General features: G+C 59.2%; 10 protein-coding genes and 1 pseudogene. 3 read left to right on the plus strand and 8 right to left on the minus strand.

Annotated elements, in window-relative coordinates; genetic code table 11:
- Window positions 1–11: 11 nt before the first annotated feature.
- The 3 genes from ACR52_RS19225 to ACR52_RS19235 are packed head-to-tail and all read right to left on the minus strand — an operon-like array spanning window position 12 to window position 2,464.
- Window positions 12–557 (minus strand): GNAT family N-acetyltransferase, encoded by a 546-nt coding sequence (locus ACR52_RS19225; protein ID WP_048727915.1) that lies wholly within the window; start codon window positions 555–557, stop codon window positions 12–14.
- A 5-nt stretch (window positions 558–562) separates the two neighbouring features.
- Window positions 563–1,024 (minus strand): LEA type 2 family protein, encoded by a 462-nt coding sequence (locus tag ACR52_RS19230; RefSeq protein ID WP_048727919.1) that lies wholly within the window; start codon window positions 1,022–1,024, stop codon window positions 563–565.
- A 12-nt stretch (window positions 1,025–1,036) separates the two neighbouring features.
- Complete coding sequence (locus tag ACR52_RS19235) at window positions 1,037–2,464, minus strand: nucleobase:cation symporter-2 family protein (RefSeq protein WP_048728175.1); 1,428 nt, start codon at window positions 2,462–2,464, stop codon at window positions 1,037–1,039.
- A gap of 234 nt (window positions 2,465–2,698) precedes the next feature.
- Here ACR52_RS19235 and ACR52_RS19240 point away from each other — a divergent pair, with 234 nt between their 5' ends.
- Window positions 2,699–4,324, plus strand: a complete 1,626-nt coding sequence (locus tag ACR52_RS19240; RefSeq protein WP_048727923.1) for a methyl-accepting chemotaxis protein — start codon at window positions 2,699–2,701, stop codon at window positions 4,322–4,324.
- A gap of 231 nt (window positions 4,325–4,555) precedes the next feature.
- Here the strand turns inward: ACR52_RS19240 and ACR52_RS19245 are convergent, their stop codons facing one another.
- The 5 genes and pseudogenes from ACR52_RS19245 to ACR52_RS19265 form a co-directional block, all read right to left on the minus strand.
- The gene (locus tag ACR52_RS19245; protein WP_048727926.1) at window positions 4,556–5,533 is read right to left on the minus strand and encodes an NAD(P)-dependent oxidoreductase; all 978 of its coding nucleotides are present in this window, start codon (window positions 5,531–5,533) and stop codon (window positions 4,556–4,558) included.
- Window positions 5,530–6,828, minus strand: a complete 1,299-nt coding sequence (locus ACR52_RS19250) for an MFS transporter (RefSeq protein WP_048727931.1) — start codon at window positions 6,826–6,828, stop codon at window positions 5,530–5,532. The genes ACR52_RS19245 and ACR52_RS19250 overlap by 4 nt, the downstream gene beginning before the upstream one ends.
- 72 nt (window positions 6,829–6,900) lie before the next feature.
- Window positions 6,901–7,845 (minus strand): sugar kinase, encoded by a 945-nt coding sequence (locus ACR52_RS19255; RefSeq protein WP_048727935.1) that lies wholly within the window; start codon window positions 7,843–7,845, stop codon window positions 6,901–6,903.
- Window positions 7,838–8,620 carry a sugar phosphate isomerase/epimerase family protein gene (locus ACR52_RS19260; RefSeq protein ID WP_048727938.1) on the minus strand — a complete coding sequence of 261 codons (783 nt, stop codon included), beginning with the start codon at window positions 8,618–8,620 and terminating at the stop codon, window positions 7,838–7,840. The genes ACR52_RS19255 and ACR52_RS19260 overlap by 8 nt, the downstream gene beginning before the upstream one ends.
- Window positions 8,621–8,661: 41 nt before the next feature.
- Window positions 8,662–9,704, minus strand: a pseudogene (locus ACR52_RS19265) (LacI family DNA-binding transcriptional regulator); the annotation flags it as partial.
- A 245-nt stretch (window positions 9,705–9,949) separates the two neighbouring features.
- Between ACR52_RS19265 and ACR52_RS19270 the strand changes: the two are divergent.
- Entirely contained in the window at window positions 9,950–11,899 is a 1,950-nt protein-coding gene (locus ACR52_RS19270; RefSeq protein WP_048727943.1) for a hypothetical protein, read from the plus strand.
- Window positions 11,900–12,046: 147 nt separating this feature from the next.
- Window positions 12,047–14,032: a hypothetical protein gene (locus ACR52_RS19275; protein WP_048727946.1), complete on the plus strand. Its 1,986-nt coding sequence runs from the start codon at window positions 12,047–12,049 to the stop codon at window positions 14,030–14,032.
- Window positions 14,033–14,117: the final 85 nt, after the last annotated feature.

The raw sequence follows: 14,117 nt of genomic DNA on the forward strand, positions 1-14,117 counted from the left end.
CAAGCCAGCGCCTACAAGGGATTGGATTTCAGCCATTCCTCGCGGGTCATCTCCCAAATATCCCGGGGGAATGTGCCTTCGACAAACTGGCCTTCATCCGTCTTGATCAACCGCATCCCAGTGCGCTCGGAAATTCGCCGCGAGCCCAGGTTGGGCGCGGCCTTGGGCACACGCAGCAGCGGGCGCATGAGCACGCCGAACCAATAGTCGGTCACCGCCGCGCTGGCTTCGGACATCAACCCTTTGCCTTGCCACTGTGGGCCCAGCCAGAAGCCCCGGTTGTTGTCCTGCTCGTTCATCAGGCTGACGTTTCCGATCAGTTGTTCAGGCGCGATTTTCAGACGGATCGACCAATGCCATTCCTCGCCTCGTGCCATGGCCGGCAGGGCGTTTTGTTCCAGGTAGGTCCGCGCACCATCGGCAGGGTAGGGCCAGGGCACCAGGGCGTTGAGGTAACGCACCACTTCCCAATGGGGGAACTGTTGCTGGATGCCCTCGGCATCGTCGAGGGTCAGTGGCCGCAGGATCAGGCGTTCTGTGATCAAAGTAGGTTGCATGTGTTCTACCAGGTTGCTGTGTTCGGCAGATCCAGCGTGCCACGTTCCACAAACCGCATGGTGCCGAACAGCCCGCCCGCCAGTTTGCCCCGCAGTACGTAGGGCAGGTTATTCAGACTCTGGGTCTGGCTCAGGCCGAGGGTTTGACGCAGCACAGAAAACGCCGAAACGCTGACCGGCACCATCAGTACGGTCTCGGAAAAACGTGGGATGGATCCCGTTTGATCACTCACCCCTGATGCCAGCGGCCGGCCATTGACCTCCAGGTCCAGTGCCACGCCGTTATAGTCAATCGCCGTTTCATTGGGGTTTTGCACCCGCAACTTCACGGCGAAGCGCACTTCCAGGCCCTGGCCTTGCAGCGGCTCGATGCCCACCACGTTTATATTGACCGGGTCGCGGTTGGGGAACAGCGCGCAGGCGCTCAAGGTCAGTAGCAGTAACGATAGAACCATGAGCTTGCGCATAAAAGGGTGCTCCTATTTCGTGACGTCAGGGTCCTGCATCACTTTGAGGGTAGAGGACTCCGGATCAAATTCATCTTCTTCCAGTGCTATGAACTCTTCCGGCAGGAAAATGTTCAGCAGGATTGCACAGAACGCCCCCACGGTGATCGGCGATTCGAAGATGTTGTGCAGCGCCTTTGGCAAATCGCGCAGCACTTCCGGCACGGCGGCGACGCCCAGGCCCATGCCTAAGGAAATGGCCACGATCAGCATATTGCGTCGATGCAGCCCGGCCTCGGCAAGGATCTTGATCCCGGCCACGGCCACGGTGCCGAACATAATCAGTGTGGCGCCGCCCAGCACCGGCTTGGGCATCAGTTGCAGCACCGCGCCAATCATCGGGAACAGCCCCAGCAGCACCAGCAGGCCGGCGATAAAGTACGCCACGTAGCGGCTGGCCACGCCGGTCAACTGGATCACCCCGTTGTTCTGGGCGAAGGTCACCATTGGCAGGCTGTTGAACGTGGCCGCCATGGCCGAGTTAAGGCCGTCGGCCAGCAGGCCGGACTTGATGCGCTTTATATACAGGGGGCCCTTGACCGGCTGTTGGGAAATCATCGAGTTGGCTGTCAGGTCACCGGCTGCTTCCAGGGGCGAAATCAGGAAGATCACCGCTACCGGGATAAACGCCACCCAGTCGAACGAAAAGCCGTACTTGAACGGCACCGGCACGCTGATCAACGGCACCTGGGGCAACGCCGTCATATCGACGCGGCCCAGCCACCAGGCCACCACAAAGCCCAGGGTCAGGCCGATCACGATCGAACCCAGGCGCAGGAACGGATTATTGAAGCGGTTGAGCACCACGATGGTCAGCAGCACCAACGCGGCCAAGCCCATATTGCTCGCGGCGCCGAGGTCGCTGGCGCCAAAGCCGCCGGCCATGTCGGTGACCGCGACCTTGATCAGCGACAAACCCATCAAGGTAATGATGGTGCCGGTGACCACGGGCGTGATCAGCTTGCGCAGCTTGCCGATGAACTGGCTGAACACCACTTCGATAAACGCCGCGCAAAAGCAGATGCCAAAGATCGTCGAGAGGATTTCATCGGTGCCGCCACCCCGCGCCTTGACCATGAACCCGGCGCTGAGGATCACGCTGATAAAGGAAAAACTGGTGCCCTGCAGGCACAACAGCCCCGAGCCGATCGGGCCAAAGGTGCGCGCCTGCACGAAGGTGCCCAGCCCCGACACAAACAACGCCATGCTCACCAGGTAGGGCACTTCGCTTTCCAGGCCGAGCACGCCGCCAACGATCAGCGTGGGCGTGATGATGCCGACAAAACTGGCCAGCACATGCTGCAAGGCGGCGAAAATCGCCGCGGTGAAGTGCGGGCGGTCTTCCAGGCCGTAGATCAGGTCGGATTTATAGCGCGGGCGGGAGGCTTGAGCGTCAGACAAGATGATGGCTCGGGTCAGAAAATGGAGGCGCAGGATGCCAGAAACCGCCAAACGTCAGAAGTGTAAAAAAATATTTATAAAGACCCTGCGTAAAACCCCGGTGCCTGCCGATATCTCTTATAGGCCCACATACCAATTACAACAGTGGTGACCAGGGTCAGGACAGCGCGTTGACGCTGGCTGATCGTTTCGCGGCACGGATGCACGCAAACACTCCATTTTGAGAGCACCCCTATGTCCCTCCGTCACTTGAACATTGCCCCTCGAGCGTCTCTAGGTTTCGCGTTTATTGCGTTGTTAGTGGTTGTACTGGGGGTGTTTGCAGTCAACCGCATGACGTTGATCCGCCAGGCCTCGGTCGACATGAGCACGAACCAGCTGCCCAGCGTGACGTACCTGGGCAACATCACGGAAAACGTACTGCGCCTGCGCATCCTGTCGTTCCGCGTGCTGGTCAACCGTGAGGCCGCCGGCCTGCAGGAAGCTGAAACCCGCATAGGGGCGCTGGTCGACAAGGTGAAAACCGCCCAGGCCGGTTATGCAGCGTTGCCCGCCGGTACGGAGGAGGCCGCGCTGTACAAGACCTTTGTCGCTACCCTGGACAACTACTTCAAGGCCCAGGCCGACATGCTGGCCCTGTCCAAACAAGACAAGGTCGATGAGATGCGGGCGCTGATCAACAGCCGGATCAAGGAAGGTACCGACCAGATGGGCGAGCAGTTGAACAAGCTGATCGCCATCAATGCCGCCGGCGCCAGGCAAGCCAACGAGGGCGCAGGGCAGAGTTACGAAAGTGCCATCACCGGCATCATTGTGGTTTCGGTGGCCGCTGCATTGCTGACCGTGTTGCTGGCCTGGTTGCTGACCCGCAGCATCGTAACGCCGCTGCGCAAAGCCGTGGAAGTAGCTGAAACCATCGCCGGGGGCAACCTGAGCAAAGTCATCGAGGACGACGGCAAGGATGAACCGGCGCGTTTGATCGCGGCGTTGGCCACCATGCAAACCAACCTGCGTCAGACCATCCAGCACATCGCCGGCTCGGCCACGCAGCTGGCGTCTGCCGCCGAAGAGTTGAGCGCGGTCACCGAAGAAGCCTCCAAAGGGTTGCAGCAACAGAACAATGAAATCGACCAGGCCGCGACCGCCGTCAACGAAATGACCGCCGCCGTGGAAGAGGTGGCGCGTAATGCGGTGTCGACTTCCGAAGCCTCCGGCCAGTCCAACCAGGCGGCGCGCGAAGGCCGCGACCGTGTGATCGAGACCGTTGGCGCGATCCAGACCATGACCCAGGACGTGCAAAATACCTCAGTGTTGATCGAAGGCCTGGCTACGCAAGGGCGTGATATCGGCAAGGTGCTCGACGTGATCCGCGCGATCGCCGAACAGACCAACCTGCTCGCGCTCAACGCTGCGATCGAAGCCGCACGGGCGGGTGAAGCAGGGCGTGGTTTTGCGGTGGTGGCCGATGAGGTGCGCGCACTGGCCCATCGCACGGCCCAGTCGACCCAGGAAATCGAGAAGATGGTCGCCGGCATCCAGAACGGTACCGGTGAAGCGGTGCAGTCAATGCAGCAGAGCAACCAGCGCACCCAGAACACCCTGGAACTGGCCCGCGCCGCCGGTGTAGCGCTGGAACAGATCACTCAGTCGATCAGCCTGATCAACGAGCGCAACCTGGTGATTGCCAGCGCCTCGGAAGAACAGGCCCAGGTGTCCCGTGAAGTGGACCGCAACCTGGTCAACATCCGCGACCTGGCAACCCAGTCGGCGGCGGGTGCCAACCAGACCAGCGCGGCCAGCCATGAGCTGTCGCGACTGGCGGTGGATTTGAACGCGATGGTGGCGCGGTTCGTTATCTGACCTTGCCGGGATTTGATTTTTTGTGGCGAGCGGGCTTGTTGTGGTGACCGGGCTTCTGTGGCGAGCGGGCTCCTGTGGCGAGCGGGCTTGCCCCGCGTTGGGCTGCGAAGCAGCCCCAAAACCTGACGCCGCGTTTTGTCTGAAAAAACGCGGGGCTCTCACTGGGGCTGCTTCGCAGCCCAACGCGGGGCAAGCCCGCTCGCCACGACAAGCCCGCTCGCCACAATGGAGTCAGTGCTTCCAGGCGGAGGGGTTGACCAGGTTTTTCGGGCGCTCTCCCGCCAACGCCGCCAGCAGGTTATCCACCGCACACTTCGCCATCGCCTCCCGCGTTTCATGGGTCGCCGAGCCGATGTGCGGGGTAGCTACCACATTGTTCAAGCGCAACAACGGCGAATCGTGATTGAGCGGCTCGCGCTCGAATACATCCAGTCCCGCCGCCCGAATGGTGCGTTGCTGCAAGGCCTCCACCAGCGCAGCTTCATCCACCACCTTGCCCCGGGAAATATTGATAAAGATTGTCTCCGGGCCCATCAGCGTGAATTCCTCAGCGCCGATCAACTTCTCGGTTTCAGCCGTGAGCGGCAACGTCAGGCACACAAAGTCAGCCTCTTTGAGCAAGTCCTGCAGGCTGCGGTACTGCGCGCCAAAACGCTCTTCAACCAACGGCTTGGCCGAATGACTGTGGTAGATCACCGGCATGCCAAACCCGAAGTGCCCGCGCTGGGCCAGGGCTTCGCCGATGCGGCCCATGCCGATGATACCCAGGGTCTTGCCATGCACGTCGCTGCCGAAGTGCGAAGGGCCGATGTTCTTGTTCCATTGGCCTGCGCGCACCATCTCCGCCAACTCGACCACACGCCGTGCGGTAGCCAGGATCAGCGCAAAGCCAGTGTCGGCGGTGGTTTCCGTGAGTACATCCGGGGTGTTGCTGAGCAGGATGCCGCGTTGGGTCAGGTAGTCGATATCGTAATTGTCGACCCCCACGGAGACGCTGGCTACGGCCTCCAGTTTGGGTGCCGAATCGAGCAATTTGGCATCCAGGCGCAGGCTCGCACCGAGCAGGCCATGGGCGGAGGGCAGGGCATCGCGCAACGCGGCCAGGCCGGTTTCATCCAGCGCTTCAATCAGTGTGACGTCGGCCTGCTCGTGTAAGCGGGCCATCAGCGGGGCGGAGAGTTTCTTGTACAAAACGACAGACTTTTTCATGAGGTTCTCGCCTTCAATTCAAGGGTAGGCATCGGCGCGCGTTCGCGGTCGCTGGCGCCGGGCTTGAGGAAAATCGTCAGCACCACCGCGAGCATCAGCGCGCCGCTCATCAGCAGGTAGGACGCGCCGGGCGAACCGGTGCTGCTGTTCAGGTAGCCGACCAGATACGAACCGCCGAACGACCCGAGGGCGCCCATGCTATTGATCAGCGCCATGGCGCCACCGGCGACGTTGGCTGGGAGGATTTCCGGGACGATGGCGAAAAACGGTCCGTAGGGCGCATACATACAGGCCCCGGCAATCACCAGCAGGGTGTAGGACCACCAGAAATGTTCGGCACCGAGCACGTAGGACGCATAGAAGGCGATGGAGGCGATCAGCAACGGCGGCCACACAAAACGCTTACGTTTTTGCAGTTTGTCCGAACCCCACGACACCACCAGCATGCCGATCACGGCCGCCAGGTAAGGCAGCGCCGACAGCCAGCCGGCTTCGACCATGTCCATCTGCAAACCGGACTTGAGGATCGACGGCAACCACAGCACAAAGCCATACACGCCAATGCTCCAGCAAAAGAACTGCAGCGCGAGGATGATCACCTTGGGCGAACGGAAGGCTTCGGCGTAGTTCTTCACCGCCTTGATACCCACCTGCTCGACGGCCAGGGCGGTTTCCAGGTCGTGTTTTTCGCTGTCGCTCAACCACTTGGCATCCTTGGGACGCTCATCGGCCAGGCGCCACCAAATAAACGCCCACAGCACGGCTGGCAGGCCTTCGATGATAAACATCCAGCGCCAGCTGAAATGCTGCACCAGGTAGCCCGACACCACCGACATCCACAGCATGGTCACCGGGTTGCCGAGGATCAGGAAGGTGTTGGCCCGCGAGCGTTCGGCACGGGTGAACCAGTGGCACAGGTACACCAGCATCGCCGGCATGACTGCCGCTTCGACCACGCCGAGCATGAAGCGAATCACGATCAGCATGTAGGCGTTGGATACCACCCCGGTCAGGGTGGCCAGGGCGCCCCAGAGGATCAGGCTGACGAATATCAGCTTCTTCACGCTGCGCTTCTGCGCGTAGATCGCCCCCGGCACCTGGAAGAAAAAGTAGCCAAGGAAAAACAGCGCACCCAGCAACGACGACATGCCGGGGGTGATCATCAGGTCTTCGGCCATCCCGGAGGCGGCGGCGAAGCCGTAGTTGGCGCGGTCCAGGTACGCCAGGCTGTAAGTGATAAAGACGATGGGCATGATGTACCACCAACGGCGGGTGGCGAGTTTCACGGTTTCCATGGGGTTGCTCCTGAGCTTGTTGTAGTTGTGGCAACAGGTAACGTTGTGGCGAGGGGGCTTTCCCCCCGTTGGTTAACTCGCCTTTTGTGCCCGGGGCAAGTCGGCCCTGAACGGCAAACCTTCCATATCCCCGCGGCTTTGCACGGCGCGGCTGCCGATCCAGTTGCCGCGTTGTACCGCCTCGGGGAAGCTCAAATTTTCCAGCAGGGCGCTGATCATGCCGACGGCAAAACCGTCACCGGCACCCACGGTGTCGACCACCTTGTCCACGCTGACGGCGGCGATAAAGCCCTGGTCCATCTGCGTGCGGTAGTAAGCGCCGTCGGGGCCGAGCTTGATGGCCACGGCTTCGGCGCCGTGGTCCAGGTAAAACGCGGCGATGTCGGCCGGGTCGTCGAAACCGGTCAGCAGGCGACCTTCGCTCAAGCCCGGCAATACCCAATCCGCCAGGGCGGCGAGGGCGTTGACTTGACGGATCATCTCTTGCTGGCTGGCCCACAGTGACGGTCGCAGGTTCGGGTCGAACGACACGCTGCGCCCGGCCTTGCGCATTTGCGTCATCAGCTCGAAGGACAGTTCGCGGGTGGCGTCGGACAAGGCCGGCGGAATACCCGTGGCATGCAGATGGCGAGCTCGCAACAGCGCAGGGCTGATGGCCTCGATGGATAGATGGCTGGCGGCGGAGCCTTTGCGAAAGTACTCCACTTGAGGGTCTGCGCCGGCCTCTTCGCGGGATTTGAATTGGAAGCCGGTGGGATGCAGCGGGTCGACTGCCACATGCCTGCAGTCCAGGCCTTCCTTTTTCAGCGTGTCGACCACAAAACGCCCAAGGGAATCATTGCCCACCCGGCTCAGCCAGGCGACGTTGAAACCCAGGCGCGACAAGCCAATGGCGACGTTGCTGTCGGCCCCGGCAATACGTTTATGAAATTGCTCGACCTGGGCCAGGTCGCCGGTCTGCTCGGCGACGAACATCGCCATGGTTTCACCAAACGACAGGATATCGATCTCAGACATGGGCATTCTCCGCACGGGGTTGGCCAAGGAGGGCGAGGGCGGCGACCTGCTGCGCGGTGACTTCGACCAGGTCATCGCCTTGCAACGGGAATTCCACCGCCCGGGTAATCCCTTGAGTCATGTGCTTGAGCAGTTGTTCCCACAGATGCAGGTCGGTGGCGCCGGGCGGTAGGGCAACGAGTTTGCCGTCCTGGCGACGGGCGACGGCCTTGCAGTGCAGGTAATCCACATGCCGGCCCAGCAGGCGTGCGGCGGTGAGGGCGGACTGGTCTTGCCAGTGCCAGTTACCGATATCGAAGGTCATTTTCACCGGCAGGCCGAGGCGCTCGACCTCGTTGAAGAACCGTTGCATCGGTTCGATGCGCCCGCCGTGCAGCGTCTGGTCGTTCTCTACCAGCAGCTTGACCGGGTGGCGGTTGAGCAGGGCGTGCAGGCTTTGCAGGTCGTTGGTGTCAGTGAAATAACCTAGGGAGACCTTTAGCCAGCGCGCACCGAATGCCTGGGCACGGTCCAGGGTTGCGTTCAGCTCGGCATTCGGCTGGGCGCGGCCGGCGACCCAGAGTTCCAGCGGTGAAGAAAACACGGCTTCCAGGCCATGCTCAGCGGCGGCCTGGGCCAGCTCTACCGGCTGTTCAGTGGTCAGCAGTTCTTCGCGCCATTCGATGCGCTGGGCGCCGGCTGCCGCCAACAACTCGACAAAACTCAATTGGCCCTGCTGGCGCACAAGGTCGGCGCCGTAGCTGGAAAGGCTGATGGAGACGGGGTATTTATGCATTGTTGTTTACCTCTGAAACCGGTTTCATTTTCTTTCGCAATGTTCACTGTAGGAGCCGGCAAGCCGGCTCCTACAAGGGGTTTGTGGAGCCTCGGATAATCAGTTCGGGGAGGAAATCCAGCGTTCGCGTGGGGGCGGTGTCACCGCGCAGGCGCTTGAGCAAACAGTCGAAGGCACTGGCGCCAATCGCCTGGGTCGGTTGGGCGAGGGCGGTGATGCCGTTGCCCACCAGCGGGTACCAGTCCAGGTCATCCAGGGCGATCAGGCCGATATCGTCAAACAGGCTGCAGCCCAACGCCTTGAGCGCGCGGGTGCACGCCAGCGCGGCGATACCGTTGGCGCAGAACAAGGCCTTGGCGCCGGGCCTGGCCAGAAAGGTCTGTAGATGAACCTCCAGCTCGCCATCCAGCTCCAGCACTGCGCCGGTCAACGCCGGGCGTTGGGCAATCTCGGCCTGGAAACTATCCAGGCGCTCCAACCGTGAGCTGGTGCCATCGGTGGCCTCGCTCACCAGCAGCACATCGCGATAGCCCTGCTGCTCAAGATGCTCCACCGCCATGCGCACAGCGGCAGGGTTATCCAGCCCCACCAAATCGCTGTGCAGCGGCTCGACCTTGCGGTCCACCAGCACCAGCGGCATTTCCTGTTGCAGTTCGAGCAATTGGTCGAGGTGATGGCCGAGGGTGTTCACGATCAGCCCTTCGATGTTGTACGAGCGCAGCGCCGCCAAATGCTGGCGCTCCTGCTCGTCATCACGGTCGGTGTTGCACACCACCAGGCTGTAGCCGTGCTGGCGACAGGCGGTTTCGACGCCGTGCATCACGGCAATGGAATAGGGGTTGCGGATATCGGCCACCAGCATGCCGATCAGGCGCGTACGGCCACGTTTCAAACCACGGGCCATCTGGTTGGGACGGTAGCCGAGCGCGTCGATGGCCTGCTCGATGCGCAGGGCGATGGCGTCGGAGAGCAGGGCGCGGTCATCGCCGATAAAGCGCGACACACTGGCTTTGGACACGCCGGCGCGCTGGGCGACGTCGAGCATGGTGACGCGGGTGCGCTGGGCGGCGGAAAAGGGAGTCACGGTGGCGGGCCTTTCTTATTGGATTTAGTCGGTTTGAGCCGTGGCTTTAGAGGCTGAAACCGGTTTCAGAAGACATCAACTAGGCCATTTCGTCAAGCGGCCGTGAGGGGGTCATCACCCAGTATCCGATGGGCGGCACTGCCTACCTGTTAGTTCTGACAGTATTCGACGCTTTGCATTGAGCGTTTAATAACTGCCAGACCCGCCCTGGCGGTGTGTAACAGGTGGAACGACAGGAGATTCCGATGAGCGCTCACAAGACCAATGAAAATAGGCTTCTTCGCAGCGGTACTCTGAACTTGGCCGAGATTAAAGTACCTATTCTGGACGACGTTATTCCGCCGATTTTGGAGGGGTATATCCCTCATCAACATCTCGATACCGCACTTGAAGTGGTGATTCAGAAACTGTGGGACGGTGCTCCGCAAGCCGGCGAGTACAATATTGTGGAAATTCTTTGGTCGCGCAGCGGAGGTGGAGGTGTCTCACCGTTCAAGGAGCGGTGGGACGGTCCGATTACCAAGCCCTTTCCTTTTTCCATCTTTGTGCCGCGAGACTATTTGGAGAACGACGGTACAGTCCGGCTGGCTTATCGGATCACCGATGAAACCAATCAGTCTACGACCTCGGACTACCGCACCTTAGTGCTTGATCGGACGCCGCCAAACAATAATGTTACGCCACCCAACCCTGCCTTTCCGGTAGGTCTTATTGATGAGGCTTATCTTGCGGCGAATCCAACAGTAAAGCTTATACTGCCTGCCTATAACGGTCGTCGGCCCTACGACAGGGTTTATTACTATCTCTCGGACAGATCACCTCCTCAGGACATGGCACCGAATGGTTTTGTAGAGTTTCCGTCCGAAACTAGCCCGCTTACCCTTCCTATTCCCGGGGAACTGTTTCGCCTATTCCCCAGCGGTACCCAGTACGTTCATATTCGCCTGCAAGACCGTTCCGGTAACCGCGGCCCGAGGTCCGATCAGACAAGCATAGAAGTTCAATTGTCGGCGTCTCCTTCAGAGCTCCAGGCTCTTGTTATTCCAGCAATGTCGAGTGGCCTGATCAATCGCCACGATGCCCGGCTCGGCGTTATAGCCATCGTTCAATACGACAATTGGCAAGACGGAGATTTCGTCACCGTACGCTGGGGCCAAACCTTGCTTGCCAGGCAGAGCGTCACCCAGGTGCCCTTCAATGTCGCGATCCCCTGGGCCAGGTTGATCGAGGATGGCTTGGGGCTCGCAGAAGGTGCAGCCACCTACACCGTTACACGGTCCGGCAGCAGCACGCCCACGCTCCCCAGCCCACCTACGTTAATTCGCTGGGACTTTAGAGTCGCAGGGCAAGACCATATCAATGCCCCCGCGCTGCTTAACCTCGACTTGCCCAAGGTGCGCGTGTTTGGCGAAGGCTCCCAGACTGAAAACCATATTGATATTCGCGACAAGGACCGGCGTGTATATGCCAGCGTCCTGCTGTATCACCGGCCCCGCGACGGTGAGGTGTTGGAGTTGTTTTGGGGCGATTTTCCCAACAGTGATAACCCAGTGGCGCGTTATGTCGTTGATACCGGCAAGGGGGATGCCGAAGGCGTGCGTGTGGAATTCAGCGATATTCCCTGGCAGGTCATTGTCGATGGAGGCAATGATGAAAAACTACGGGTGTACTACTCGACATTCAACGGCGTTAATGAGCAACTTACCTATTTTACTGAAGTGACAGTCGATGTGGTCGCACCGCTGGTACTGACGCGTGTTGAGTTCCCGAGTGCCAATATCCAAATGTTTATAAATTGCGATTCTGTTCCGGCCATGTGGGATCACATTCCAATCAGAATTGTTCCGGAGACGGCCTTCCGGAAAGATGACGATCTTGTTGTGGAGTGGCAAGGATATGAAGAGTTTGCTGGCGGTGGCGAAGCCATTACATCAACGGCGGATACCCTGACACACCGATTGACCGAAGAGGAGGCGAAAAACGGTTATACCTTCAAGCAATCCAACTACGAAGATAAGATCAAGCCGATCAAGTCACCAAACCCTCACAGTTCGGGTAGTTCTGTGTCCGTCATGTATACGTTATGGCGTAAAACCAGAGTGATCGGTTCGTCAAGATTACGCTATGCAAAGATTGATCGTAAAAGAGCGGGGGTCAATTATTGCGGGCCGGACGGTGACGGCCCTGAAACATAGAAGTGTAGCGGCACTTAAGAGTTGAATGCTGGTGCAAGTTGCAGGTCCTGGCAGTGGCGGTGCAGCGGTTGTTCGATTTGAGTGGTGTCATGTCGTAAGTGCTTATCCGGCTATAACCGTATCAATAAGTGCAAAAGGAGAATACAAATGACGATTTTGAGTAAGAAACAACAGGCCGCCATTGAGTCGCGCAAGGCGAATAAAGAGCTGATGTCCCAACGCAAAAAGGCGGGCTTGGCGTTACCGCTTCCTACCTTCAGTGCAATGAACTCTGAGGGGTTGATCTCCGCCGAAAATTCAAAAAAGCCGCTTCCCGTGACGTTTGATATTGCGCAGTTTGCGGAGGATAACGATCTTGATCCCGCCATCACGCGTCTTGATGTACATATACGTGGCAAAGGTGCAACACAGTGGGGCGCCGCGCTTTACATCGTAAGGTTCCGAACGCCCGAGAACCCTACATTCCCGCCTATTGACCAACCGTTCATCCGTGATATTCCTGTAGCCCGTTTGACGGAAGGGAGCCATGAGATCGGCTACATCGTCTATGAGGACCGTAATGCCACGCCGCTGCTCACAGGTGCCCCCTTGGAGGTGGACCACACCCCGCCCTACCACCCCAATTACCCGTTAGAGCCCTTATTCCCTGATTATTTGTCCTTGGCAGGTGAAATCACTGAGAGGGATATCGAGGATCACCCTGAGGGGATGGTGTGTACATTTCCCGACTATCCGAGCAGTCGTCGTTCGGGCGACAGAATCGCAGTCCATTTCGCGCCCGATTTCTCTTCACAACTGTCGCGCCCGATCGACACATTTCCCGTTGTTGCGGGCGCATTGAGTTTTACGTTGCCGTGGAGTCGGCTTGTTGGTAATCAGGGAGGGAAGAACTACCTGTTCTACCGCTTGATTGACCAGGCGGGTAACTTCAGCAAAGACTCGGCACCTGCCCGAATTGAATTGAACCTCACCGGTGACGCTGTTCCGCTGGAAGCCTATGTGCCTTTAGCACTTCTTCCTGAGGATGGGGTGCTCGATTTACAGGACCTTTATGACCCCGCCGGGGTGTTCGTCGCTATCCCCAAATATGATGAAAATCTGCCAGACATTGACGTGATCGAATTGACCTGGGGCTCGCGGCCTCCGCTTCGTTTCAATGTCGGTCTTTATCTGCCGTTTCCGTTAATGCTGCCCATCAGTAGGGCTAACCTTGTAGCCGATTACGGCACAGCCACTGGCGAGCTCCCCACGACCATCAGCTATTTTATAGACCGCAACGGTAGTGCGTTCGACGCGCCTGACCACGAAATCGATGTTGACTTTTCCTCCCCTGGCCCTAACCCGGGCGTCGACCCGGAGAACGACTTGCTCAACACGGTGCTGGTCTATGGCAGCGATCCATCCAAACCCAACGAACTCACAGTAGATGATTTCGGTAACGCCGCCACCGCCGAGATCGTGCTTTGGGACGAGCCCATTCCCGCGCCGGGAACAACCCTCAGAGGTTATTGGGGGAGCTTGGCGAATGAGTTTGATAGTTTGGTACTAACGAGCGAAGGCCCTGGCGATACCGTAACGCTGACGGTGCCGTGGCCAATTATTCGGGATGTAGGCAACGTGCCGGTCCAGGTGTTCTACACACTGGGATGGGATACCAATGACAATACTCAGCGCTCCCCGGCGCAAGAAGTGATTGTGAATGCCAACAAGGTGGTGTTGGAGCCAGCAACTTTCAACAAGGCTACTGCAACCTGGGCCTGCACAGACCTCAATCGGACAACGTGGGCGGGGACGGTGAGAGTTCCCGGTAATACAATTTACTTCGAGCTGGATATGATCGTTCGGTGCGAGTTCCGGGTGTTCAGCGACACCACTGGAGACACCCAGTTGGGCGATACTGTAGTGCTCAACTCACCAAAGCTGACCCCCGATATGGTTTCCAACGGGTTCAACATAACGGTCCCTTACACGGCCTTAAGGCCGGCGGCGCGAAACTCGGTGGACTTTCGCTACTTCGTGCCGATCCCAGGGGGCGGGGAGCACACTGCCGAGAGAGCCAGGAGCCGTACACGCTTCACTGACTTGAACGGGATGTATTGCGAGGAGCAACCACCCGTCGCGCAAGAGGAATAGGTATAGAAACAGACTGTGGGGTGCTTCGGCACCCTTTAGTTGCAGGGCACACGCGCTACAGCGTTCACACGGCCACCGACTCCAT

This window comes from Pseudomonas fildesensis (assembly GCF_001050345.1).
Lineage (GTDB): Bacteria > Pseudomonadota > Gammaproteobacteria > Pseudomonadales > Pseudomonadaceae > Aquipseudomonas > Aquipseudomonas fildesensis.

Coding starts and splice junctions, on each gene's coding strand:
- ACR52_RS19225 (WP_048727915.1), bottom strand. CDS start 557: ATGCAACCTACTTTGATCACAGAACGCCTGATCCTGCGGCCACTGACC.
- ACR52_RS19230 (WP_048727919.1), bottom strand. CDS start 1,024: ATGCGCAAGCTCATGGTTCTATCGTTACTGCTACTGACCTTGAGCGCC.
- ACR52_RS19240 (WP_048727923.1), top strand. CDS start 2,699: ATGTCCCTCCGTCACTTGAACATTGCCCCTCGAGCGTCTCTAGGTTTC.
- ACR52_RS19245 (WP_048727926.1), bottom strand. CDS start 5,533: ATGAAAAAGTCTGTCGTTTTGTACAAGAAACTCTCCGCCCCGCTGATG.
- ACR52_RS19250 (WP_048727931.1), bottom strand. CDS start 6,828: ATGGAAACCGTGAAACTCGCCACCCGCCGTTGGTGGTACATCATGCCC.
- ACR52_RS19255 (WP_048727935.1), bottom strand. CDS start 7,845: ATGTCTGAGATCGATATCCTGTCGTTTGGTGAAACCATGGCGATGTTC.
- ACR52_RS19260 (WP_048727938.1), bottom strand. CDS start 8,620: ATGCATAAATACCCCGTCTCCATCAGCCTTTCCAGCTACGGCGCCGAC.
- ACR52_RS19270 (WP_048727943.1), top strand. CDS start 9,950: ATGAGCGCTCACAAGACCAATGAAAATAGGCTTCTTCGCAGCGGTACT.
- ACR52_RS19275 (WP_048727946.1), top strand. CDS start 12,047: ATGACGATTTTGAGTAAGAAACAACAGGCCGCCATTGAGTCGCGCAAG.